Here is a 23,444-nt window from a genome sequence, read left to right on the forward strand (position 1 = left end):
TTCGGGGTGCGCCTTCGGCTCCCGTCCTCGGAGGCAAAAGCCTCCTCTGACCAAGCCCTCCGTATGCCCTGGCGCAGGCTTGGATTACGAAACGTTATCAAAAACTAGTTTTTAGTCGATATCGACTATTTTCTGGCTGATTAAAAAACCAAACCAATTCAAAAATTGTGTTGCCAAATGACTACATATCATTGATTAGTCAAATGGCTACACAATGGATTTAAGAAGAGATGTTTTTCAGGCAATTGCAGATCCCACTAGGCGGGCGATTCTCCTACTAGTGGCTACCCAGTCTATGACCGCAGGAGCCATCGCCTCGCAGTTTGATACCAAACGACCCACCGTTTCCAAACATTTACAAATTTTAACCGAATGTGAATTGTTAAAAAAGGAACCTAACGGTCGCCAGATGTACTACCATCTAAACCCAAATAAAATGAAAGAGATTGCAAACTTCATTGAACCCTTCCAAAAACTTTGGGATGACCGGTTTAACAAATTGGAATCGGTAATGAAAAATTACCAAAAAAAATCTAAATCCTGATAACAAACCAATAGGAAATATTGATGGAATTAAAAACAAAAGTAATTGCAGAAAACGGCAAACAAGAGTTAACAATTGAAAGAAAGTTTGATTTACCTGCTTCCTTAGTATTTAAAGCACATACCGAACCGGAACTTATCGAACAATGGATGGGCAACAAAGTACTCAAATTCGAAGCAAAAAACCATGGCAGTTGGATCTTTGAAACTAAAAATCCTGAAGGTGTTGTCTTATTTCGTGCCAATGGAGTTTTACTCAATATCATCGAAAATCAAAGTTTTGTTCGCACCTTTGAAATGGAAAACACAGGGTTTCCAGTCCAACTAGAGTTTTTTGAATTCCAAAAAATTTCAGAAACCAATTCAAAACTCGTCATGCATATTATATATAAGTCTGTCGAACAAAGAGACCAAATTTTAAAGATGCCTTTTGCACAAGGAATCAATATGGCTCATAACCGCTTGGAAGATGTCATTCGCGAGAAAGATTGATTTGATTTTTTTAAGTAGTTATCTGTTGCATTGGAGTCTTTGGACATGAGGCCAACAAACAAGGATTATATTTTAATTTAGGAGAAATTAGATGTCAGAAAAAACAAAAAAAATAGCTTATTGGTTCTTCACACTTTGGTTGTCGCTTGGAATGGTATCCACTGCAATTGTGCAATTAATCAAACTACCAGAAGAAGTAGAAAAGATCAACCAGTTGGGTTATCCTACTTATTTTCTTACGCTTCTCGGTGTTTGGAAATTACTCGGGGTTGTAGCCGTTTTAGCACCGAAATTTGTTTTACTCAAAGAATGGGCCTATGCTGGTTTTTTCTTTGCCATGTCTGGAGCTGCTATTTCTCATATAGTTTGTGGTCACGGGTTCGGCGAAATTTTTCCTTCCGTCCTACTTCTTATACTCACAACAATCTCTTGGTATTTACGTCCCGAAAATCGTAGAACTAAAGTTTAAGTTAATTCGATAACTGGTTACCATTGGAATGGAGTTTGTATTCTCTATACCAATGGTAACATCCATAAAATGCAATCAGCAAAAATACAATGTATTCCATTGTTACAAAAGGGATCCCTTTTAAGGAATAGATAAGAATACAAACCACATCCACAAATACCCATAAGAACCAGGATTCCAACTTTCTTTGCGCGAGTAAAAAATTAGCAATGATACTTGCCACAGTTGTAAACGCATCCCAATATAAAAACTCAGGTGGTTTTATAAAAATCTGAGGAAACCATAACGGCAACCGGCTCGTCATTTCTCCCAAAACATAAGTCCCTAGTAGTATTGTGAAAAGAAGGATCGTATTTTTGGTTCTGCCTAAAGATTGAATCTTTATATAAGCACCGGTTCTTTTTCTCCAAACATACCAACCATAAATACTCGATCCAAAAAAATAAATCTGTAATAACATATCCGAATAGAGTTGGATTTGGAAGAATAAAAAGAAAAAACAGATAGAGTTAAAAATCCCAATCGGCCAAGTGAGGATATGATTTCTCGAAGCAAGATAAACACAGAAAAGACCAGAACTTGTACCGAGAAATTCAATCAAACTGAATGGATAACCAAAGACAGACAGAAGCGGAAACTCAATCGAAAAATAGGAAAAAATATCTGTCATTAACAACTAAATCCTAAAGAAATCTTCTTTAAATCCTTTTTCCCCTAACCACTTGCTTTGTAAAAGATTGTATCCGACAATTTCGAAATCACGAGAAATCCACTTTTGGTATTTTTTTTTGGATCTACTAAAGGCATATGGATCGGAGAAACTCATCTCCTCCTTCATTACCGCATAATCTTCATTTGTTGGCACTGTAAAATATAAATAATTACAATATTTTGCTATTTTCTCCAATACTCCGGGTATCATAGAATCAGGAAGGTATTGGATGACTGAATTACAAATCCCAAGCTCCACTGGTTCTTTTTCTAATTTGGGAAGTTTGAAAGTTTCTAAGGATTCATGATAAAGATGAAATTTGTCAGAACGTTTGACCCAGTCCTTTTTTTTCAGATCCTCAAAGGCTTCTTTGGAGGCATCGACAGCGTATACTTTTACAGGAGAAAAAGTTTTTACCATCTCACGAAGTAAAATGGCCTTTCCAAATCCAAAATCTGCCATTTTGTAAACAGGGATTTCCATCAATTGGAAAAGTGCCTTTAAGTATTCGGCATGTTGTTTGGCATTATAAGATCCATCTACGTCCAAACCATTCCCATAGATATCCGTCCAATAGGAACCATCAAACTCTTTGCCATTTTTACCGAGACCGAAGTTTTTTTTATTTAAGAATCCTTTCACTAAAATTGAACTCCAAGGCTTTGCAATTCTTTCAACATTTCTTTGATGTACTTTGGATCTTTTGATAGTTGTTCAACTTCCTTTTCATAAGCTTCCGTTACATTTAAGTTATCTTTTTTCACTCGTTTCAAATAAGATGTGAGAGTTTCTTTTGTAATTTTTCTTTCTGAAAAATCTGCCATGAGAGGATGAGAGAAAAATCTTTGTCTAATGGAGTCTTCCAACTCTCGGATTTTTGTTTTGATGATCCCAACAAATCGTTTGATCGATGTGTCATGAAAAGAAACATCTGTTTGTTGGTTGGGAAGAAGTTCATCTACTTGCATTTTGATTTCTAAAATTTCTGCGATATTCATATTGTCTCTCGCACCTGAAAGTTTGGTCATAAGTTTGGATTTACGTTCCCGTAAAATTGGGTCTTGTTCTTTATCAGGGTGGATGAGTTTTGCTAAATTTTTAAATAGAGTATTGATGTCTGTGCTGAGCAAACGTTCTGATTCTAAAATTTTTTTTTCTTTTTCCGTTTGGGATTTTGATTTTTTTCTTTCGTTTGATTTGGAACCTCTCCGTTTAAAGTAATCCGACCTGTATTCTTCATACTTTTCACGAAATTCTCTATACTTCTCTTCGTGTAGTTCTCTTTCTTCTTCAGAATCAAATGCCGTTCGATTCAAATCATCTAAATCAATTTCAATCCCAAAAGTATTTTTAATTTTGGACTCCATTTGGTTTTTATACCGGAGTCTTTCCATTCGTTCAAACTTCGTTTCTAATTGGTCGCGATATTTCCCATAAAAATTCGGAGCTTCTAAAATAGAATCGGTGCAGATATCTAAAAGGTATCTTCGAAGGAATTCTCTTTGCATTTTCCCAAAAGAAAGTTTTTCTTCGAGTAAAATTTCGCACATGATTTCAAAACGTTTTTTTTCTAAATTTTTTTGTTTTTCTATTTCAGGAAGAACCTCTTTTAAATAGGTTTCGTTGACCATTTGAAACAAAGGTTCTATTTCTTTTGAATGTTCTAAAATTTCTTTATGTTTGCGAAGAGCATCATTAAACTCTTTTTGTGCTTTGGTTTGGTTCGAAGAAGATCCCGTCCAAATCAAAGTTTCTTCTGTTTTGGCTGTAGTGGGTTTGGATTTTTGTTTTGGCATGGAAGGAGATATTCGCCAGTGGGAATCTTCCATCTGGCGAATCGTAAAGTCTTTAACTAGTTTATGCTTTCATCAAATTCAAAGCAGCACCTGCTTTGAACCATTCGATCTGTTGTGTATTGTAAGTATGGTTTACAGAAATTTCATCTTTTTTACCATCCTTATGATTTAACACAAGAGTGAGTGGTTTTCCTTCGGCAAAACTTGTGAGACCTACAATATCAATCGCATCATCTTCTTGGATTTTTTCGTAGTCATCTTTGTTTGCAAAAGTTAATGCTAACATTCCTTGTTTTTTCAAGTTTGTTTCGTGAATCCTAGCAAAGGATTTTACAAGAACGGCTCTCACACCTAAATGCCTTGGTTCCATCGCTGCGTGTTCACGAGAAGATCCCTCACCGTAGTTTTCATCACCCACTACAATTGATCCAATCCCTTGTGCTTTGTAAGCTCTTTGGGTTTGTGGAACTGGTTCGTAGTTTCCGGTTAGTTGGTTTTTTACTTCATTGATTTTTCCATTGAAGTTGTTTGTGGCACCAATGAGTAAGTTGTTGGAAATATTATCCAAGTGACCACGGAACTTAAGCCAAGGTCCTGCCATGGAAATATGATCTGTCGTACATTTTCCTTTGGCTTTGATAAGGAGTTTCAGACCTTTGATGTCAGTTCCTTCCCAAGGTTTAAAAGGAGCAAGGAGCTGGAGTCTAGTGGATGCAGGATCCACAATCACTTGCACCCCAGATCCATCTGCTGCGGGAGCGATGAAACCAGCATCCTCTACCGCAAAACCTTTTTGAGGTAACTCTTCTCCAGTAGGTGGATCGAGTTTTACCTTTTCCCCTTTTTCGTTGGTTAAAGTGTCGGTGAGTGGATTGAATCCTAAGTCCCCAGCAATCGCAAGGGCTGTGGTGATTTCTGGTGAAGCCACAAAAGCGTAAGTATTAGGGTTTCCATCTTGGCGTGCTTGGAAGTTACGATTGAACGAGTGAACAATGGTGTTCTTTTCTTTTTTATCAGCACCTACACGTGACCACATTCCAATACAAGGCCCACAAGCATTAGAAAATACTTTGGCGCCAATTTTATGGAAAGAATCAATGAACCCGTCTCTTTGGATCGTATAACGAACTAGTTCCGAACCAGGAGTGATGGTAAACTCTGCTTTGGTTTTTAAACCTTTTGCAGCCACTTGTTTTGCAAGGGAAGCCGCTCTCGAAATATCTTCGTAAGAAGAGTTAGTGCAAGATCCGATAAGACCCACTTCCACTTTGAGTGGCCAACCATTTTTTGCTGCCTCTTCTTTCATTTTAGAAATAGGAGTTGCAAGGTCTGGTGTGAATGGGCCATTTACATACGGCTCTAAAGTGTTGAGATCAATTTCTATCACTTGGTCAAAGTATTTAGCAGGATCCGCGTACACTTCAGGGTCAGCAGTGAGATGTGCTTTATATTTGTTTGCAAGATCAGCCACATCACTTCTGTTAGTGGATCTTAAATATCTTTCCATGGATTCGTCATAACCGAAAGTAGAAGTGGTAGCACCAATTTCTGCTCCCATGTTACAAATTGTACCTTTTCCCGTACAAGAAAGCGCTTCGGCTCCTGGGCCAAAGTATTCTACAATCGCACCTGTTCCACCTTTTACAGTGAGGATACCAGCTACTTTTAAAATTACGTCTTTGGCAGATGTCCAACCATTGAGTTTCCCAGTGAGTTTGACACCGATGGCTTTTGGCCATTTGAGTTCCCAAGGGAGGCCAGCCATCACATCACAAGCGTCAGCTCCACCAACACCAATCGCAACCATTCCAAGTCCACCAGCATTCACTGTATGAGAGTCGGTTCCGATCATCATCCCACCAGGAAAAGCATAGTTTTCCAAAACCACTTGGTGGATGATACCAGCACCTGGTTTCCAAAAGCCGATTCCATATTTATTAGAAACGGAGGATAAAAAATCATAAACTTCTTTGTTTTCTTTAACAGCAATCCCAAGATCCACACCAGATTCGTCTTTTGCTGTGATTAAGTGGTCACAGTGAACGGTGGAAGGAACCGCTACTTTTTTACGACCAGCTTGCATAAATTGGAGAAGCGCCATCTGCGCTGTTGCATCTTGCATGGCCACGCGGTCTGGTGCAAAGTCTACATAGTCAGCACCGCGACCAAAACTTTTGGAAGGGTTTCCGTCCCAAAGGTGGTTGTATAAAATCTTTTCTGTAAGTGTGAGGGGTCGACCCACTACCTTCCTGGCTTGTGCGATGGCCGCTTCCATTTTGGAATAACGTGCCGCAATCATTTCTATATCAAATGCCATCTGAACCTCTTAAACCTATCAGATCGTAGGAAAAAAGGGAATCAATCGAAAATTAAACTACGAATCGTAAAATCAGTAAAATTGGGTCTTTAGTGAGAACCAGTATCTTTTCTAACCGTCAATCCGGACATAAACTTCATCCGCTTTGAGAATAAGGCCGGATTTGATTTCAATCAGTCGAGTATTGACAAAAACTCCGTCTTGGTATGGAGTCACAATTCCGGTAATGATGACATCTAGTTTCAAAACATCGCCTATTTTCCGCAAGGTGGCTGTGTCTGTGGGAATATCGAGCCCAAGCCCTGCCTCATTTAAAACTTTCTGGTTGGCCAGCCGGTCTAAAATCTGAAACCGATTTTTTTTTACGAGTTCTGTTGTCAGTTTTTCGGCTAAGATTTCACCATAGGGGCTTTTTTTGCCTTCGTGGTCTAAAAATGTCAAAACAACTAGTCTTTGCGGTTGGAAGTATAAACCACTTTCAGAAAGGGAAGTTGCCAATTGTTCCAATGGGGGAACTGTAAGTTTTTTAGGTTTGGATTCTCTTTCCTCTCCCAAATAACAGGCGCTAACGCTAAATAAAAAAACAAATAAACTTAAGATCTTAAAAGGCAAGTTCCATCCCGAGAGAGGTGACTTGTTCATAAAACGATTTTCCATTAAAGCCATTCCCATACATAAATCCACCGGGAACCCCAATCAGCATACCGTCTTTATAAAATTGATTCTGAAAATTCAAAAAAAAAGTAGTTTTTAAACGTCCTGGGTGTTTGCCACGAAAAGAAGCGGAAAATGTTTCAGGAGATCTACCATTTTGGTCTTTGACCTGCAATAAAGGATCGTTAAAAATATTAAATATCTGGTTTCCAACGTAGAGGGAATAGTTTTTCGATGGGCCAAGAAATACAATAAATCCCAGAGAAGCAATGTCTTGGGCCGGCGCAAATCCCAATTGGCCCCCATGCCCTGAACCTGGCCTTGTGTTTACATAATTATATTTTACGTTGAGTTGGACTTTACCGCTGCCGAAAAAAAAAGAAAACTTACCACCCTCTGCTCCGTATGCTGTAACCGGATTTTCCGATTTTACGTTGTATACAGAAGTTTGAACCTTCAAGAACTTAGAAGGAGAAAAACTATCTTGGTATTCATAAAGTTGCTTTGGATCCACTAACAAACGTCTATTGGTATCCATTTGACGAAAAATGAGTGTTGCCGAAGGATGCACAGGCGTAGAAAGAATGGGTTGTGATAAAGAAATTTCCCCAGTTTGTTTGGCGTCCCAAATGAATGCCGATTGTGGCGACTTTTCATAGTCAAATTTTGATCCAAAATTATTAGAAGGATTCCATTTTCGGGAATTTGATTTTTCGGCCTTGTTACCACCGAACATACCTAAAGAAAAAGACTTTAGAGTATCTGCATATTCTAAACTTCGAGAATTTTGCTCTCGTAGTTTTAATTTGATTGGTTGTGGATATACATATTCTTCACCAAACTCGATAAAGGTGGGTGTTTCTAGTTCTTTTACGGTTGGTTCTTGCAACGGGGCGAAATAAACCACCCCTAGTAAACCTAAACCAGAGAATAGAGAAATGAATACCGAAGATTTCGGGGAATACATAAAGAAACTGTAGAAACATATTTCCTAATTTCAAAGGAATGTAAATCTATTTTTAAAATAAGAACATCGAATCTCCATATGAATAAAAACGAAACCCGTTCTTCAAAGCATAGTGATAAGAACTCATCACAAGTCGAGCATTGGCAAAGGCACTGACGAGAAGTAAGAGGCTCGATTTTGGTAAATGGAAGTTTGTAATCAGACCTTGTACGGATTGTATATTGTCACCCGGCGACAAAAAGATGTCAGTTTGACCCACTCCTACCTTATATGTCTTCAATTGAGAATCAAATACAGTTTCTAACACACGGAGTGTAGTGGTTCCCACTGCAATGATCCTGCTACCTTCTTTTCTAGCATCGTTTAACTTTGTTGCTGTGAATGCAGAGACTGAGTAGTTCTCCCTATGTAGCGTTTTAGTCTGCCATTGTTCGGCGGTCAAAGGACGAAATGTCCCATAACCAATTTGTAATTCCACAGGAAGGAATTCGACTCCCAAGGATCTCAAATTTTCTTTGAGTGATTCTGTAAAGTGAAGTCCAGCCGTCGGAGCAGCAACGGATCCAGAACGACTGGCAAAAATTGTTTGGTACCGGATTTTGTCTTCTTCGGTGACATTTCGTTTTAAATAGGGTGGGATGGGAATGTTTCCAAAAACTTCAAAGTCAGGTTCTGAAATGGATCTCTCGGAATGTAAAATAGAAAGTTCTTCTTTTGCCCCTCGGTAGAAAAATTCAAATTCCTGAAACCCCACTGGAGAAAGTTTGTCACCTAACTTTAATTTGGCTCTATTTTTTAAGATACATAACCATACCTGGCAGGATTCATCTTCCGCTTCCAAAAAAATGGATTCGTGGATTCGACCTGATTCCACTTGCAAATACACACGTCGATAAGATACTTTTGTCTGATTATATACAAAAATATCACCTGGTAGCACAAAACGGGTAATGTCCTTAAAGAGTGGTGCTTCCGAAAATTTGGATTCGGTTTTGTCTACTACTAGAAGCCGTGACTCGTCCCGGTTTTCCAATGGGAATTTGGCAATCTGCTCCTCGGGAAGGTGAAAATCGTAATCCTGCAAAAAATCCATCTTTGTATAGCCTTGGGAAAACCTTGTCAATTAACCAGAAATATTGGGAATGGTAGGAGAACTATGTGGAAATTTTTAGAAAGTTTAGAGAAATCAGGGAAATGGGTCTTAACGGCAATGGTTTTGATTCTTTTGGCCCTTTCGATCTCTAGATCCAAACAAAAATCGGACTTTTTGGATTATTACCATGCAGCAGAACGTTGGGGAACAGGAGAAAATCTTTATCGTTTTGATGTAGCCCTTGAACTCCAAACAAAAATCAAAACTGTAGAAGACCTCTTCCAACCGGAGAACCTCCACCTTCTCACTGCCTTACAAAACGAAACAGCAACATATATCTACCCTCCTCTTTTTTCTTTTTTACTCATCCCGTTTACTTACTTATCAGAAAACGGTGCGGCACTGGTATTTGAAATTTTGAGTATTTTCTCTCTTGTTCTGATCCTTTATTTGATTTTTCAAAACAAAGAAATCACAAAATCAAAACCCAAGTTTCCTTATTCGATTCTTATTCTTAGTTTGGTTTTTAATTTCCGATTTTTAGAAAGCCATGTCCAAAACAACCAAGTAGGCCTACTTCTCATTTTACTTGTGTTAGTTTCTCTGTTAGTAAGATCTCATTTACTCAGTGGGATCTTACTTGCCCTCGCTGTGAGTATCAAAATTACTCCCTTAGTGTTTTTATTTGTTTTTGTTTATGAAAAAAAATACATAAGAATCCTTTGGTTTGTATTAGGGATGGTTCTTTGGAATGCACTTCCACTCCTTTACAACTGGGATTATACCATTCAAATGACAAATGAATGGCTGACTGAAATTTTAGGGAATGCTTTTAGTAATCCCCTGCTTCGGTCTTGGAAAAACAATCAGTCATTAAGTTCCACACTTGCCAAGTATTTTGTATCTGGTGCTGATATGATCAACCAACCAACATATGGAATGCCTTTCTTTCAACTTTCCCTATTTAGTTTGAAGATCATCCAATTAGTATTTGTGATTATGTTTGGAATTCCCCTCCTTCTCCTTTGGAGAAAAGAAAACAAAAAATGGGAAATCATTTCCTTACTTTTTTTAATCTCTGCCCTATTCAGTGGAATCAGTTGGATTCATAGTTTTATCATCTGCCTCGTTCCCATTTATTTTATCTTGAATCAAATCATAGACATACCCAATGACCCAAAAAAATTATATGCCCTAGTGTTTATTTTGAGTTTACCCATTCTAACACACCGAACTTTTGTTGGTTCAAAAATAGAAGCGACACTTTCTATGTTTTCCATTCTATTTTACACAACTAGTTTATTGTACTTTTACATTGTAAGGTTTGCATTACGTGAAACAGAAAATAGGAATTGATGCCCGGCCACTTGCTTATGGGATGACTGGGAATTCACGCTATTTAGCAGAAGTTCTACGAATCATTCTACCCAAACACAAAGATAAGGAATTTTTTCTTTATACCAATAAACCAATCCATCCTATTTTCTCTGATTTAATCGGTAAAAATACAAAAGTAGTTTTAGAACCAAAAAACATTCCAGGTCCAATTTATTTAAATTTTATATTACCTAGACGTTTAAAAAGAGATGGAATGGAAGTGTTTTGGGGCACCATACAGATGTTACCTTTCCGAAAACTTCCCATCCCCAGTTATGTAAATTACCACGATTTAAATTTTGTTTCCGCACCAGAAACAATGGCAAAATGGAACTACTTCCAACACAAACTTTTGTCTCCCATCACAATGAAAAATGCTGATAAAATCTTTTGTTTATCCAAAAACACAAAGGTTGAAATTATAAAGTTTAATCCAAAATTTGAAGATAAATGTCTCGTTGTGTATCCTGGGGTTTCCAAACCAAAACCAATCAAAGTAAAAACCAAATTCCCAAAAGATTTTTTCCTCACGGTGGGAACCTTGGAACCTCGAAAAAATATCAATAGACTCGTGGATGCATTTTTGGATTTCAAATCCAAACACCCAAAAGACAAACATTCCCTTTTGATTATGGGTAGAAAGGGTTGGGGCGAAGAAGGTGAGTTTTTATACCAGAAACTTGGAGATCCTAAAATCCAAAATTTAGGCGTAAAGTTCATTGAAAAACCGGATGACGGGACTTTGGCCGAAGCATTTAAACAGTGTAAGGCGTTCTTTTTCCCCTCACTCCATGAAGGTTTTGGACTTCCCCTTCTGGAGGCAATGTTAGAAGACAAACGTTGTGTTGCTTCCGACATTCCCGTATTTAAAGAGATTTTATCTGAAAAATGTGATCTTTATGTTTCTCCTAAAGAAACAAAGGATTGGACTCATAGTTTCGAATTGATGTCGGGTGTGAAAAAACCCAGATCTCCAAAATTTCCCACCAAACAATGGTCCTGGGAAGAAACAGCGAAAAAAATAGAAGAGGTACTCTTTCAATGAAATTAGTTCAAAAATGGATTTCCAAATGGAAAGAATTTAAAAGTAAAAAAGAAGCCGCTTACTTTGGCACAACTCTGTATGATGAGTTAACGACAAATCCCCTTCCCTCAATTTTACTCATACTTGGTACAATTCTATTTTTTATCTATAGTTTGCCTTATGCTTTCTATCTAGGTAAATTTTTCTATTGGTTTGTAGGAGTTCTTGAAATTACTAAAGTTTTAAAAATTCCATTTTTAGATGAACTAAGATATTACCACTATCTATCCGCTTTTGTTTACTTTTATATATCAGCTTCTTTATTAATTGATGTTAGTCGCTTGCTAAATAAGTGGAATCGCAGAACTGTTTTTGTAAAAAATGAATTATGGCAAATACAAAGATTTGGTTTTGGGAAAAAACTCATCAAATTCGAAATAAATGCTGAAGGTTTACAACTCGGGCTGGAACATGGTGGGTTGTCCGACTATTTGGGATGTAACCGCCTAGTTTGGGAAAAAAATGGAGAACCAAAATTTTCAACTCCTTACTTTTTCCCATACAAAAAGAATAAAACTATAATCAATCGAATTTTAAAACGTTAAGTTTGGATTTATCTTTTGAAGAAGTTATTCATTTTTCTATTTTTAGTTTTCCTTTTTTTATTCCATCTAAGATACCTTTCGCGGGCCTTTGATTGGGACTCTTGTGTTTATGCACTCAATATCCAAAAAGATAGAATCGAATCCGCTTTTTTTAACCCTCACCATCTAGGATTTGAATCTTCTGGACTACTGTATTGGAAAATGATTCGTTCTATTTATCCAACTACAGACATTATGTTTTTCCTCCGACTTAGGATTCTCAGTTTCTCCTTATTTTTTTTAGGATTATTTATTTGGATCTATTATAAATTATACAAAGACCTATTCCTTGGAGTAGTTCTTGCACTTGTCATTCAAGTAAGCCAAGCATTTTGGTTCTATAGTTTACACAATGACACTCCCTTAATCCATTCTTGCCTAATGGCACTTCTGTTTTTATTTACAATTTATTTTTTAAGGAAAGGATTATTAGGAAAACATCTTTTGGTTTTATGGATCATCCAACTTTTTAGTATCTACTTCCACCAATCGAACGTAATCCATTTCGGAATGGTGCCTATGGCCATATTTTTATCTCCTAACAGAAGTTTGGGAAAAAAACTTAGAATCATTTTTATTTATTTAACCTGCCTGGGATTTGCCACTATCCTTTCTTATTTATTTGTAGGTTTTATCATTTTAAAACGTGGACTCGGGCCTTTAGATGAAAAACATTTTTCTTTTTGGATGTTTTTATATGCCGCCATCAATAGGTGGGGAACAAGTCTCGGAGAAGAAAAAAATTACATATTGTACTTTTATCGAGGGATTGGCGACGCATTCCTAGTGTTCCAGAACGTCATTCCTAAATTCCGAGTCAACCTATTTGACTTCCAAAACCCAAAACACCTTCCCTACAATTTGAATCTTTTATTCTGGATTTTTAGTTTGAGTCTGGGAATTTTGAATTTCCGTACTATGTGGGCCCGATACAAACAAGAACTACTCGTGATGGTGTTTTGGCTCATCCCTTCCATTGGTTTTTATACATGGTGGGAAGGTTATTTTTTTGAATTTTGGGTGGGAACAACGATTGGATTATGGATTTTGAATTCATACGCTCTACAATCTTTCTCCATTCCCATGTTACCGAAATTTTCTAGAGCCCTTCTCCACACAATTTATCTGATTTTATTTCTTTTTTACTTCAGCACTAATTTTACATTTTCGACTCTTCCCAGATCCATTGGCCCTAGGTTTGGATATACCGAAGGAATTCAGGGGCCTGTTGAAAAGTTAGCCGAAGAATCAATTTACCGTTAGGAACCAAACAAATGTTATTTAACTCTTTTGAATTTTTAGTATTTTTCTTTTTTACCATCATCGTAGGGAACGTCCTAAAAAACCGCTGGCAAAAACTCTTTTTTCTACTCACTAGTTATTATTTTTATATGGCCTGGCAACCTTCCTCTATCTCCTGTTCGGCGATGGCAGAAAGTGGATTCAAATTTTATACAGATAGACTATACTGTGATTTTAAAATCAATCCATATGTTTTTATTCTAATATTTTCAACAATCATCGACTATTTTGCAGCGACTTTAATCGAAAAAAAAGAAGATGGTGATAAGTCAAGAAGCTGGTTGCTTGTGCTTTCCCTTGTTGTCAACCTTGGAACCTTAGGATTTTTCAAATACACCGACTTCCTACTTGGCGTGATCAACGACATTCATCTTTTGGGTGCCTACCAAATCCCGAAACAAAATATCATACTACCAGTAGGTATTTCTTTTTATACATTTCAGTCGATGAGTTATACCATTGACGTGTACAACCGGAAAATTGAAGCGAGAAAATCATTTTTGGATTTTGCATTGTATGTTGCTTTTTTCCCACAACTCGTTGCAGGCCCCATCGTTCGGGCCGAAACTTTTTTTCGAGATTTAGATTTTCGTCTTAGTGTTTACAAAGAACATATCGATGCCGCTTTTGCATTGATACTCATTGGTTTTACAAGAAAAATCGTTTTTGCTGATAACCTAGCACGAGTTGTAGATTCTACTTTCGCCGACTACCAAAACTTAAACTCTATCGAAATCTGGACAGGTGCTCTTGCCTTCGGATGGCAAATTTATTTTGATTTTGCTGGATACACTGATATTGCGATTGGTGTTGCCCGATTGTTTGGATTTCAATTCAATCCAAACTTTAACTTTCCAATGTCTTGTAAAAACATTGCCGATCATTGGTCGAGATGGCATATTTCCTTTTCCACTTGGATTAGAGATTATATCTACATACCACTTGGTGGATCTAGAGTGAGTGTCATTATGTACATTCGTAACATTATGATCACTTGGTTATTTGCCGGTTTATGGCATGGTGCCGCCTATCACTACGTAGGTTGGGGAATTTGGCAGGGGACTATGTTATTATCTCATAAGTTTTATGGAGATACAAAATTAGCTAAATATCTAAACGGAAAAGGTGGAATTTCCTACGACCTTTTTTCCCGAATTTTTACAATGTTTTGTTTGGCATTTGGATTTATCATGTTCCGGGCAGAAACAATGGAAAAAGCAATTCCCATGATGAAAGCTCTTGTTTTTATCAATGATTCAGCAGCACCAATCCTACGTTGGACCAACTACCGATTTGGAATTTTATTAGTGATTTGTTTTACGGCAAGTTATGTTTTTTCCAAACGTCAAATCCCAACCCTACTTACTGGTAGTTGGCTCAAATACACTACCTTCGTCATTGTCAATGTATTGTTATTATTACTTTTTGGAGTCACTGAAAGTCAAAACTTCCTCTACTTTCAATTTTAAATATGAATTTACTTAAAGAAACAATCGCATTTCTCACTGATAAAAAGTTAGTAGTAGCCATTACATTTTTACTAACTTTTGAGATTCTCCTTCAGTTTGGTCTTTATAAACCTTATTTGAAAAAGAATTCCTATGCTTCTAATATCAATCGTGTGACCGAACATGTAGTATCCAAAAGAGATGTTTTAAATCCAGACATTCTAATTGTTGGAACTTCTGTTGCCTTTGAAGGGATTAGTGTGCGGATGTTGAATGAAAGATTACAAAAATCCGGATGGAAAACACAATCAATTGCCGTTCGTGGTTCTGAACTGATCGTACAACACCGTATCTTAGAAGAATATTTGCAGGCTTTCCCAAATGTTAAGATTATCTTACACGTTATGGAACCTGGTATGCCTTGGGTTGATAGGAAAAATATGGTCGAACCCACAATGGCCATGTTATCTGAATTAGGAAACTTTAAGGCAATACCCTCTGCTCATGAATTTGAATATGATTTAGATTTCTCGAACTATTTATTCCTAAGTTTCAAATCGGTTGCTTATCGAAAAGATCTTTCCGATCTCATCATTAACTTCAATGAAAGACTCAAAACTATTTTAAGAACTAACAAAAATCCAAATACAAACCCATGGGATTATGAAAACGACCATCCAGAATCAATTGAAGACTACAAATTAACAAGTGTTGATGATTGTTTGCATAGATTGGCTTTGGATTTACCAATTGATATTCCAAAAGCATCCAACCCAGACCATAGAAGGATGTTGTATGAAACTTGTGGTGTCGCAAGTGTAGTTCCACAAGAATCTCATGCTACGGAAGATACAAAACGTTATTTCCGAAGATTAAAGAAGATGTATGATTTTATAGGCGATAAAAAGATTCATATCATCAATGTGTTCGCCCCTTATTCCGATGTAATCAGAAAAGTAAATAACGAAGGCCGAATGAAAGTTTGGTTGGACGGACTCACAGAAGCATTATCTTCTAAACAACCTCTCGATTCAATGGACCTTCAAGACTCTCTGGGAGTCACTAACGGCCAGTATTGTTTTGATTTGATTCATTTAAACGAAGCAGGTATGAAAGAGTTTACTAACATTCTCGGAACACAATTGGAGAAAAAACTTGGAACCAAGTGAAATCACTCTCAATGGGTTACAGTCTGAGGTAGACGATTGGATTCAGACGATTGGCGTTAGGTATTTTTCGGAACTCACCAATTTAGCAATCCTTATGGAAGAAGTGGGTGAACTTTCCAGGTTAATGGCGAGAAATTATGGTGACCAATCTTTCAAAGCTGATGAATCTGCGGATAAAATCCCAAGTGAAATTGGTGATATTCTTTTTGTTCTTACTTGTTTGGCAAACCAAATGGGGATTTCACTTCAAGATGCCATCCAGTCCACCATCAAAAAAAATACCAAACGTGATTTTAACCGACACAAAAATAATCCTAAACTCTAAGAGTGGAATCAATTGGAATTCCGGCTTCCCTGCGAATCGCATTCCAATAAGAAGTCAAATGTGCAGGATGCGAATTCATATCCGAAATACAATAATCGAACTTTTCCCGAAAGATTGGATTTGTATTTAATTCCGATTCATACTTAGGATAATCCAACAACATATCTTTAAAAAACTGTTTCTGGCCTTGGTAATCATAATCTTCGCGAAAAAACATATAAGCATGGGCCAAATCATGAAGCAGATGTTCAAAGGCATCTCGTTTGTCCTCTACTAAACTACCTTCCATCGCATGTTCCCAGCTAATGGTAGAATACCGATATCCTAAACTTTGTGATTCCAACATTTCCAAAGAACTGGGGTTGTAATTTATCAGTCGGATATCCCACTCACCAATATGCCATTTCCAAAGTGCAAAACGTACGGTATCAGGCATTCCATAAAATCGAACCACTTCTAAAAATTCTTTAGATTCGTTCCGATTTGGTAATGGTTTTCCCATTCGCAGGAAAGGATGTTTTTTCACCCTTCGTTCTAAGTATAAAAGTACAAGTTGGAATGCCAGTTGGCTGCCTGTGATTTGCCCAGTTTCCCAATCCGATTTTAAAGAAATTAAATTAGGGAGGATAAACTCTGTTTCTAATTTTAAATCTGGTTCTGGAATACAAATTTTTTTAAAGGAACCGTAAATACGGCCATTATCATGAGGCATAAAATTTAATGAGGAAGTCCGTAGTATTCTGTTTCCAAATGATGTAATCCACCGATTTCACCACCAAGAAAAAATAAGGTACCATCAGAAAATTTGACTCCACTATGTTTTGCTACGCTATATTTCGACAATCCCATATCAAAGAAATTATTACTTTTTCCATAATCTAGTTTTTCCATGGTTCGACTTGGTTCACTTGTATCATAACGATAGGCTCCACCATGGAAAAGGATTCCACCGTCCGGAAGTTCCGATGCAACACTCCATTCCCTTCTAAACTTTGAATTGGCAATTGCAAAAATTTGATTTCGTGTGACATCGAATAACATAGTAGAATTGTTCAAATTAGATAACTGAGCCCCATATATCAAAACATTCCCATCCACTAAAGTTTTACATTTTAAAGCACCTACAGGAACTGGCAATGTCGGACCCCAGGAGAAAGTTTGTGTGGTTGGATTATAGAACTCTGTTGTATCTTTTGGCGCATAGATCCCATCAGTTCCGCCAATGATAAACACACGACCATCTCCGAGTAGCACCGAACAAGAAAAGGATCTTGGAGATCTCATCCGATTTGTTATTTCAGTAAATGTGCCAGTGGTTGGATCATAAATCTCAGCAGTGTTTAAAGACGTAAAATAAGCAAGTGTTACCGGTGTATAATCGCGAATTCCACCCAAAACAATCACTTTTCCATCTTGGAGTTTGACTGCATTGTGTAAGTGCCTTGGGCTATTCATATTTCCAGTAGGTGTGAATGTAGTGGTTTCGGAATCAAAAATGTAGCTGGATGTTAAGGCAATGTTGGAGGCTGGAAGGATACCGCCAGTAATGAGGATGTTTTTTCCATCTATCATCACTCCTCGTTCTCCCCGAGCAATCTGAGGTAAACTAGGATTTGTTAATACAAAACTAGAGGCACCGTTCCTCAAAACTTCTGCACTAGATTTTGATCCGTAAATGGCAATAACATCCCCATTGTCATTGAGAAAGGCTTCAAATTCCGATCTTCCTTGCAGTAAAGGTGGTCCAGGAACTAGGCCGATTAACTGAACTGTTAAAGTATTCGAAACCACGTTAGAGGCATTGTCTTTAGAATTAGAAAATGCTAATGTAAGAGTTCCTGGTCCATTGGTAGAAAAATTTGTTTCGAAATAAACTCGGTATAAGTTTTCACTTACTTTTTGTACAGACCGTAACACAACGGAAGAAGCTAAAGATCCACTTAGAATTGGCGGGCCAAAATTTTCTAAAGGCTCCGAGACCGTAAAGTCCCAATACCTAGTAGAAAAAAAAGTATAATCAGTAATGGGAATATATCCAACAAGTGCTGCGGTTGGGACTTGGGTATCTATAACAATGGGAATTTTATCTTCTGATAAAGTTTCTCCCACATAAGATACAACACCAGATAGAATAAGTTCATATCGACCATCATTGATTAGTGGATCGAAAGAAACTAAAAGTCGGTCAGAATCAATTTTCTCAAAATGAATGTTTGAAAATACATCCAAATTTGCCGTTGCTAAATATTCAGAATCTAGGTTTGCAAGTTCTCTATTGCACTGTAATAAAATTTGATCTACGTTACCAAAAGATTTCCCGTTTGAATCCGTTGAACAGGCAAACTGACTTGAATTTAAAAAGGTACTTAAGAATAATCCTTGTGTTGATTTTTGATCAAATGCATTTCCGTATTCCGAAGGGAACATACATCCAACCAAAAAGGAAAAGAATAAAGGAATACATTTATTCAAAGCTGTATTCCTCCGTGTTTCCAAGGATATCACCAATCCTACCACCCAAAATCATCCCACCACCAGTCGATGAATAACGAATATCACAACCATCCCAGCGAGCATTTAAAGAACGACTTGTCATATAAAATCGATTGATTGACTCCGACCAGGACTCCGTATCATGAATCGAATCAAATGAAGAACCATTCCCTGTACGATACTCTAAACCACCTGCGACAATCAGTTGATCCTTCCCATAAGAAAATACAAAAGAAGAACCCCACTCTCTTCCAAAAAGTAAATTTTTATGATCTCTAATAGTGTCTGTTGTTGGATTATAAATTTGAGCTCGTAACACAGGCTGCGCGTCATCAAAACGAGAGTTCATTCCACCGAAAATAAGTATCTCACCATTTTCTAATCCGTGAACAAAGTGATTAAATCTTTTGTATAATTTTGCTGTTGATTTTGAGAGAGTTTTCGTATTGATATCATATACTTCAATAGAATCCAAGGCTTTCGGCGTAAAATCATTGCTAAGTGGGCCAAATGCATCTGAACGTTCCCCACCAATGATAATGACCTTTCCGGTCGCCTGAGAAAAGATCTGAACATGTTTCCCTCGAGGATCATCGAGATTTCCTACGACCTCGGCAGTCATTGTAGCAGGATTATTTGTGATATGAACCAATTCAACAGCACCAACTGATTGAATTGGCTTATAAGGGCTCATACCTCCAACTACGAGAACATCGCCATTGGGAAGAACAGTCATTTTATGAAACAAACGAGGTATTGACAACTGAGGTCCCTCTACCCAAGTATTTGCAATAGGGTCGTAAACTTCTGTCGAAGTTAATCCATCGTTTACTGCACCAATTTTACCGCCGATTCCACCAACTGCAAAAATTCTTCCATCAAGAAGTTTTACTGCGTCAAACTCTTGCCGGCGATACACCATATCCGGACCTTGGACGAATTGTTTTAAAGCAGAATTGTAGAACTCGCTATGACTTAAAGTACCATTCCCATTAATCAAAATCTCTTTTTTTGCTTTCCCACCAAGAACAAGTCGCCTTCCGTCATCTAACTCAATTCCAACACAAGATCTTCTCGCCACATTCATGTTAGGCCCACTTTTAAAAGCAAAAACTTTTACCGGAACCATCACAATTCCTTGCGAATTCGATGCCCTATCCTTTACACCGGAAAATGAAACGGTGAGAATCCCGCCATTTGAGTTCGGATTCCCTGCAAATAACAAACGTATGTTGCGAGAAGAGACAATCATATCTGAAACAACCAAACTATTTTTAGCAGTTCCAGACAAGGTGACTTGAGAGAGTTTTCCTTCCCAAACAATGTCCTCATTTGAAATTATATCTAAAAAACCTGATTGTAATTCCGAAATATCGATTCCGTTTCCTGTGCGAACTTCCAAAACCGGTGGTTGGGAATCGATTTCGAATTCAAAGTTCTCTGGATTTACCAAAAGCGATTCATTTAAATAATAATCCTTGAGATCGATACTAAACTTGCCACTAGTGATGGTTGGTTTCATACGAACTTCATACAAAAAACGACTTCGAGGAATGACCTGTGAGATAGGGCTAACTCCTGACCCAGAAACTGGCAACCTTAAACCTTCTGATTTTGCCGTAAAATCATGATTAGTTGAAACATAAATGACACCACCTGGTTGCACACGATTAGTAGAAAATTCCATGGTTACCACAGGATCAGCACTCAGAAGAAGTAAACCAAGACTAGTAGGTGAGTTCGGATCAAATAAATTGTTACCAGGCGTGATTTTGCATGAAACCAAGAAAAAAAGGAGAATGGTAGATTTAATCTTTTCCATATAACTCCACCCTTCTATCGTTTAATGCTGAATCACCGAAGATGACAATCCCTCGACTCGTTTGTACGGCACTATGCTCCGAACGTGCATTCATCATCGTATCCACGACAAAATTTTTTGTTTCTGTATGATCGTATAATTCTAAAATTCCTGATTTATAATAAGTATCTACTCCACCAGTATATAGAACCTGAGAACCTGAATAAGGAACAATTGAACTAGCATTTTTAGCTCTAGTAGTGAATCCATGGGTTTTACTTACCCAACTGGGTTCACTTAAAGATTCAATGCTCCGAGAACCCACTGCAATAGGCCCACCCAAAACTCCACCTAATACCAATCGATCGCCACCAGGAACAGGGATAGTTGTTACATTTGATCTTGAAGTTGGTAATGGATCCCCAACTACATCCATCACCTGAGAATTCAAATCCAAACGCCGAACCACATTCGAATAAACTGCAAAAGTATCGATCCGATCCCTCCCCCCAAAAAATAAAACTCTATGTTCGCTTCCAACATATTCAGCAAAGTGAAAAAGCGTATTCATCGTAAAGTTGGCAGTCGTATTTAAAATTGTCGAAGTTTCTGATTGGATGGAAATGAGTTCGTGTTCATTTGTAATAGCAGTAAAATCGTTACCAACTTGAAACTGTCCACCTGACACAAGCAAGTTGCCATCATCCAAACAAACCATTGTATGGCCATTTCGTCTTCTTTGGAGTTGGATGGGAAGTTCCTGGACTGTTTGATTTTGGCTATCGATTCGGTAGATTCGGTTGCTGATCTGTGAACTAGAAGAAACATTACCCGAAACGGTTTTACCTCCTGATACATAGACAATCCCATCAGGATTTGTACAGATGGCCATTCCCGTTAAACATTGACTTAATGGAGGAAGAGTTGTGGATATCCCTGTTTCAGGATTTAAAATTTCTACTGTGGATACAGTATTCCCAGAAATAGAAACGCCACCTACAAGTAAAATCCTTCCATCTGGTAATAACGCTGTTTTGATTTGGCCTTTCGGTTCAGAGATAAAACCTATATAACGAGGATAAGGAAACTTAAATTCAAATTGTTTCCCTGAAAATGCATAGTGTCCAAACGACTCAGGCCTTTGGATGAATAAAGAAATAGGTTCCCTCCATTCGGATCGGGAGGAAACAGAAAATAAAACTCGAACTTTTGTATCGGAAAGAGGAAATACATCTCTGATCACCAAATCGTCTTTATAGTTCTCAGAGATTCTAAAGTTGGATTTTGTGAAATACGAAGCAACTGGTTCACTTAAATTCAAATCTAAAATTTCTGTTTTTACAAACGATGGATAATCATTCGGTTGGTATCTCGAAGTGATTTGAATTTCATTTTGAAAAGTAAGAGATACTAAAATAGCAACAGATCCTCCTGCTAATGTGGAAGGATCAAAAGGATTCTTCGTTTTGTCTTGAATCGTACATTGGAAGAATAAGAAAGTTATGAATAAACTAAAACTGCATCGCATAACCTAACTTCCCGATTCGATCCATTCCCATATAACCTTGGTTTTCCCAGTGAAACTCGAGCCAAACACCCGACTTTTCTTTAGGGTTGGGCCCTAATAGATAAAAATCAAACACATTTGCCGACCAAAGTACAAGAAGTGCGGTTAAGGCTTGTGATAGATTGGTTCTGGAAGTTTCCATTCTTTGCCGATACGGCTCTATCAAATAGTAATTCAAAGCAACCGTTTCAACAACACGAGAGTTTGGTGGAATGCCTACTGCAGATTCATATGCGGCTTTATCATTTCTATAGGTATTGTACTGATACCCTGCATACAGGACACCCAAAGCAAAGATAGACATAATGATTTTTCCTTTTTCTTCTTGTCCGCGTGCATATTGTCCCCATCCAGGAAAAAGAAACGAACGAAAGGCGTACGTTGGATTGTAAGGATTGAACAAGGGTGCATCAGCCAGTGAGGTCTCTGGATTCACAGCGTAAGTGAGGACCGTATCTTCGGACTTCTCCGCATATTCTTTGGTATAAGGCTTTTGTAATTTTTGATTGGTTTTGGACCACTCTCGCAAAGAGGAAATCACATAATTGGAAAGTTCTGAATAAGATACTTCTCCGTTATAGTTGGAATCTGCCCTGCCTTCCAATCCATAAATCAAGAACTTAGTAAAAACTCCATAACCAGACTTGGGATCCTCATAACTGGAATATCCGACTTTAGTAGAATAGAATACAGAGACAATTTCCGAATCTCTAAAACTAGATCCTTCCAAATACTTCCTGCCTTCTTCTCCTTTCCCATCATCCGGGTTTCGACAGGCATCAATAAAAAATACAACTCGTTTTAATTTGTATTTTTTTGTCATCTCAAGGAGTTGTTCTACGGCAATACCTGTCTCAAATGGTTTTTGCGGGTTTGCATCTTCTGGAAGTAAATAAACTCGGTCATTGTAATCGACAACACCGTGCCCAGAGAAATAAAAAACAAATAAATCGTCTGGATTTGTTTCTTCTAATAAGGCTTCAAAATGAGAAAGAATATTATATTTTGTCGGGGTTGAATTGACCGAACCCTCTCGAACTAATGTCTGGATTCGGTTGTATGATCCGTAACTAAACAAAATTTTTGTCATCCCAAGGGCATCACTTTTGGCAGTTTTTAAATCGCCAAGAGCCAACTCTTTATATTCACTGACACCAACGATAAACCCAAACCGTTTCGGATTGGAGTCGGCTACCAAAAAACTTGGTGTAGCAAAAAATAAGAATATTAGGATTTTAGATTTCATTGATA

The 23,444-nt window shown here is 37.6% G+C and carries 22 protein-coding genes; 10 read left to right on the top strand and 12 right to left on the bottom strand.

The annotated features are described in order from the left end of the window. The first annotated feature begins 214 nt into the window (after window positions 1-214). The 3 genes from EHQ24_RS06755 to EHQ24_RS06765 all read left to right on the top strand — a co-directional run bounded on the left by EHQ24_RS06755 (window position 215) and on the right by EHQ24_RS06765 (window position 1,504). Window positions 215-544, top strand: coding sequence for an ArsR/SmtB family transcription factor (locus tag EHQ24_RS06755; RefSeq protein ID WP_135600918.1), 330 nt, complete (start codon window positions 215-217; stop codon window positions 542-544). A gap of 23 nt (window positions 545-567) precedes the next feature. After that, the gene (locus EHQ24_RS06760; RefSeq protein ID WP_135600919.1) at window positions 568-1,035 is read left to right on the top strand and encodes an SRPBCC family protein; all 468 of its coding nucleotides are present in this window, start codon (window positions 568-570) and stop codon (window positions 1,033-1,035) included. 91 nt (window positions 1,036-1,126) lie between these two features. Next, window positions 1,127-1,504: a DoxX family protein gene (locus tag EHQ24_RS06765; RefSeq protein ID WP_135600920.1), complete on the top strand. Its 378-nt coding sequence runs from the start codon at window positions 1,127-1,129 to the stop codon at window positions 1,502-1,504. A gap of 1 nt (window position 1,505) precedes the next feature. Here the strand turns inward: EHQ24_RS06765 and pnuC are convergent, their stop codons facing one another. From pnuC to queA, 7 genes are all read right to left on the bottom strand, one after another. Next, window positions 1,506-2,174 carry a nicotinamide riboside transporter PnuC gene (pnuC, locus tag EHQ24_RS06770; RefSeq protein ID WP_135600921.1) on the bottom strand — a complete coding sequence of 223 codons (669 nt, stop codon included), beginning with the start codon at window positions 2,172-2,174 and terminating at the stop codon, window positions 1,506-1,508. A gap of 6 nt (window positions 2,175-2,180) precedes the next feature. Next, on the bottom strand, window positions 2,181-2,858 hold the full coding sequence (locus EHQ24_RS06775; protein WP_135600922.1) for a class I SAM-dependent methyltransferase: 678 nt from the start codon (window positions 2,856-2,858) through the stop codon (window positions 2,181-2,183). After that, the gene (locus EHQ24_RS06780) at window positions 2,858-4,012 is read right to left on the bottom strand and encodes a hypothetical protein (RefSeq protein WP_135600923.1); all 1,155 of its coding nucleotides are present in this window, start codon (window positions 4,010-4,012) and stop codon (window positions 2,858-2,860) included. The genes EHQ24_RS06775 and EHQ24_RS06780 overlap by 1 nt, the downstream gene beginning before the upstream one ends. 61 nt (window positions 4,013-4,073) lie before the next feature. Then, entirely contained in the window at window positions 4,074-6,329 is a 2,256-nt protein-coding gene (locus tag EHQ24_RS06785) for an aconitate hydratase (RefSeq protein ID WP_135600924.1), read from the bottom strand. A gap of 111 nt (window positions 6,330-6,440) precedes the next feature. Next, complete coding sequence (locus EHQ24_RS06790; RefSeq protein ID WP_135600925.1) at window positions 6,441-6,971, bottom strand: FlgO family outer membrane protein; 531 nt, start codon at window positions 6,969-6,971, stop codon at window positions 6,441-6,443. Continuing rightward, window positions 6,931-7,872, bottom strand: coding sequence for a hypothetical protein (locus EHQ24_RS06795; protein WP_244310321.1), 942 nt, complete (start codon window positions 7,870-7,872; stop codon window positions 6,931-6,933). The genes EHQ24_RS06790 and EHQ24_RS06795 overlap by 41 nt, the downstream gene beginning before the upstream one ends. A gap of 130 nt (window positions 7,873-8,002) precedes the next feature. Further along, window positions 8,003-9,043 (bottom strand): tRNA preQ1(34) S-adenosylmethionine ribosyltransferase-isomerase QueA, encoded by a 1,041-nt coding sequence (queA, locus tag EHQ24_RS06800; protein ID WP_135600927.1) that lies wholly within the window; start codon window positions 9,041-9,043, stop codon window positions 8,003-8,005. Window positions 9,044-9,106: 63 nt separating this feature from the next. On the opposite strand from queA, the gene EHQ24_RS06805 reads away from it, so the two are divergent. From EHQ24_RS06805 to EHQ24_RS06835, 7 genes are read left to right on the top strand one after another with little or no spacing between them, the layout of a single operon-like run. Then, entirely contained in the window at window positions 9,107-10,399 is a 1,293-nt protein-coding gene (locus tag EHQ24_RS06805; protein WP_135600928.1) for a glycosyltransferase family 87 protein, read from the top strand. Window positions 10,400-10,421: 22 nt separating this feature from the next. Further along, complete coding sequence (locus EHQ24_RS06810) at window positions 10,422-11,465, top strand: glycosyltransferase family 4 protein (RefSeq protein WP_135601152.1); 1,044 nt, start codon at window positions 10,422-10,424, stop codon at window positions 11,463-11,465. Further along, window positions 11,462-12,049: an LIMLP_18675 family protein gene (locus tag EHQ24_RS06815; RefSeq protein ID WP_135600929.1), complete on the top strand. Its 588-nt coding sequence runs from the start codon at window positions 11,462-11,464 to the stop codon at window positions 12,047-12,049. Before EHQ24_RS06810 ends, EHQ24_RS06815 begins: the two co-directional genes overlap by 4 nt. Window positions 12,050-12,064: 15 nt before the next feature. Then, window positions 12,065-13,351 (top strand): hypothetical protein, encoded by a 1,287-nt coding sequence (locus EHQ24_RS06820; protein WP_135600930.1) that lies wholly within the window; start codon window positions 12,065-12,067, stop codon window positions 13,349-13,351. An 11-nt stretch (window positions 13,352-13,362) separates the two neighbouring features. After that, window positions 13,363-14,859, top strand: coding sequence for an MBOAT family O-acyltransferase (locus tag EHQ24_RS06825; RefSeq protein WP_135600931.1), 1,497 nt, complete (start codon window positions 13,363-13,365; stop codon window positions 14,857-14,859). A gap of 2 nt (window positions 14,860-14,861) precedes the next feature. Next, window positions 14,862-16,007, top strand: coding sequence for a hypothetical protein (locus EHQ24_RS06830; RefSeq protein ID WP_135600932.1), 1,146 nt, complete (start codon window positions 14,862-14,864; stop codon window positions 16,005-16,007). Beyond that, the gene (locus tag EHQ24_RS06835) at window positions 15,994-16,332 is read left to right on the top strand and encodes a nucleotide pyrophosphohydrolase (RefSeq protein ID WP_135600933.1); all 339 of its coding nucleotides are present in this window, start codon (window positions 15,994-15,996) and stop codon (window positions 16,330-16,332) included. The genes EHQ24_RS06830 and EHQ24_RS06835 overlap by 14 nt, the downstream gene beginning before the upstream one ends. Here the strand turns inward: EHQ24_RS06835 and EHQ24_RS06840 are convergent. The 5 genes from EHQ24_RS06840 to EHQ24_RS06860 are packed head-to-tail and all read right to left on the bottom strand — an operon-like array spanning window position 16,322 to window position 23,439. Continuing rightward, on the bottom strand, window positions 16,322-17,044 hold the full coding sequence (locus EHQ24_RS06840) for a hypothetical protein (protein WP_135600934.1): 723 nt from the start codon (window positions 17,042-17,044) through the stop codon (window positions 16,322-16,324). The two genes, EHQ24_RS06835 and EHQ24_RS06840, sit on opposite strands and share 11 nt — an antisense overlap. Window positions 17,045-17,049: 5 nt before the next feature. Then, window positions 17,050-18,759, bottom strand: a complete 1,710-nt coding sequence (locus EHQ24_RS06845) for a Kelch repeat-containing protein (RefSeq protein ID WP_135601153.1) — start codon at window positions 18,757-18,759, stop codon at window positions 17,050-17,052. Window positions 18,760-18,796: 37 nt separating this feature from the next. After that, window positions 18,797-20,647, bottom strand: a complete 1,851-nt coding sequence (locus tag EHQ24_RS06850; RefSeq protein WP_135600935.1) for a Kelch repeat-containing protein — start codon at window positions 20,645-20,647, stop codon at window positions 18,797-18,799. Then, window positions 20,634-22,154, bottom strand: coding sequence for a Kelch repeat-containing protein (locus tag EHQ24_RS06855; protein ID WP_135600936.1), 1,521 nt, complete (start codon window positions 22,152-22,154; stop codon window positions 20,634-20,636). Before EHQ24_RS06855 ends, EHQ24_RS06850 begins: the two co-directional genes overlap by 14 nt. Further along, on the bottom strand, window positions 22,138-23,439 hold the full coding sequence (locus EHQ24_RS06860; RefSeq protein WP_135600937.1) for a caspase family protein: 1,302 nt from the start codon (window positions 23,437-23,439) through the stop codon (window positions 22,138-22,140). Before EHQ24_RS06860 ends, EHQ24_RS06855 begins: the two co-directional genes overlap by 17 nt. Window positions 23,440-23,444 lie beyond the last annotated feature (5 nt).

The organism is Leptospira noumeaensis (assembly GCF_004770765.1).
Taxonomy (GTDB): domain Bacteria; phylum Spirochaetota; class Leptospiria; order Leptospirales; family Leptospiraceae; genus Leptospira_A; species Leptospira_A noumeaensis.

What these genes read in the sequence shown, in the direction of transcription:
- EHQ24_RS06780 (WP_135600923.1), bottom strand. Translation starts at nt 4,012, where the DNA reads ATGCCAAAACAAAAATCCAAACCCACTACAGCCAAAACAGAAGAAACT.
- EHQ24_RS06845 (WP_135601153.1), bottom strand. Translation starts at nt 18,759, where the DNA reads ATGTTCCCTTCGGAATACGGAAATGCATTTGATCAAAAATCAACACAA.
- queA (WP_135600927.1), bottom strand. Translation starts at nt 9,043, where the DNA reads ATGGATTTTTTGCAGGATTACGATTTTCACCTTCCCGAGGAGCAGATT.
- EHQ24_RS06860 (WP_135600937.1), bottom strand. Translation starts at nt 23,439, where the DNA reads ATGAAATCTAAAATCCTAATATTCTTATTTTTTGCTACACCAAGTTTT.
- EHQ24_RS06805 (WP_135600928.1), top strand. Translation starts at nt 9,107, where the DNA reads ATGTGGAAATTTTTAGAAAGTTTAGAGAAATCAGGGAAATGGGTCTTA.
- EHQ24_RS06790 (WP_135600925.1), bottom strand. Translation starts at nt 6,971, where the DNA reads ATGAACAAGTCACCTCTCTCGGGATGGAACTTGCCTTTTAAGATCTTA.
- EHQ24_RS06760 (WP_135600919.1), top strand. Translation starts at nt 568, where the DNA reads ATGGAATTAAAAACAAAAGTAATTGCAGAAAACGGCAAACAAGAGTTA.
- EHQ24_RS06850 (WP_135600935.1), bottom strand. Translation starts at nt 20,647, where the DNA reads ATGGAAAAGATTAAATCTACCATTCTCCTTTTTTTCTTGGTTTCATGC.
- EHQ24_RS06755 (WP_135600918.1), top strand. Translation starts at nt 215, where the DNA reads ATGGATTTAAGAAGAGATGTTTTTCAGGCAATTGCAGATCCCACTAGG.
- EHQ24_RS06765 (WP_135600920.1), top strand. Translation starts at nt 1,127, where the DNA reads ATGTCAGAAAAAACAAAAAAAATAGCTTATTGGTTCTTCACACTTTGG.
- EHQ24_RS06825 (WP_135600931.1), top strand. Translation starts at nt 13,363, where the DNA reads ATGTTATTTAACTCTTTTGAATTTTTAGTATTTTTCTTTTTTACCATC.
- pnuC (WP_135600921.1), bottom strand. Translation starts at nt 2,174, where the DNA reads ATGACAGATATTTTTTCCTATTTTTCGATTGAGTTTCCGCTTCTGTCT.
- EHQ24_RS06830 (WP_135600932.1), top strand. Translation starts at nt 14,862, where the DNA reads ATGAATTTACTTAAAGAAACAATCGCATTTCTCACTGATAAAAAGTTA.
- EHQ24_RS06810 (WP_135601152.1), top strand. Translation starts at nt 10,422, where the DNA reads ATGACTGGGAATTCACGCTATTTAGCAGAAGTTCTACGAATCATTCTA.
- EHQ24_RS06815 (WP_135600929.1), top strand. Translation starts at nt 11,462, where the DNA reads ATGAAATTAGTTCAAAAATGGATTTCCAAATGGAAAGAATTTAAAAGT.
- EHQ24_RS06855 (WP_135600936.1), bottom strand. Translation starts at nt 22,154, where the DNA reads ATGCGATGCAGTTTTAGTTTATTCATAACTTTCTTATTCTTCCAATGT.
- EHQ24_RS06840 (WP_135600934.1), bottom strand. Translation starts at nt 17,044, where the DNA reads ATGCCTCATGATAATGGCCGTATTTACGGTTCCTTTAAAAAAATTTGT.
- EHQ24_RS06785 (WP_135600924.1), bottom strand. Translation starts at nt 6,329, where the DNA reads ATGGCATTTGATATAGAAATGATTGCGGCACGTTATTCCAAAATGGAA.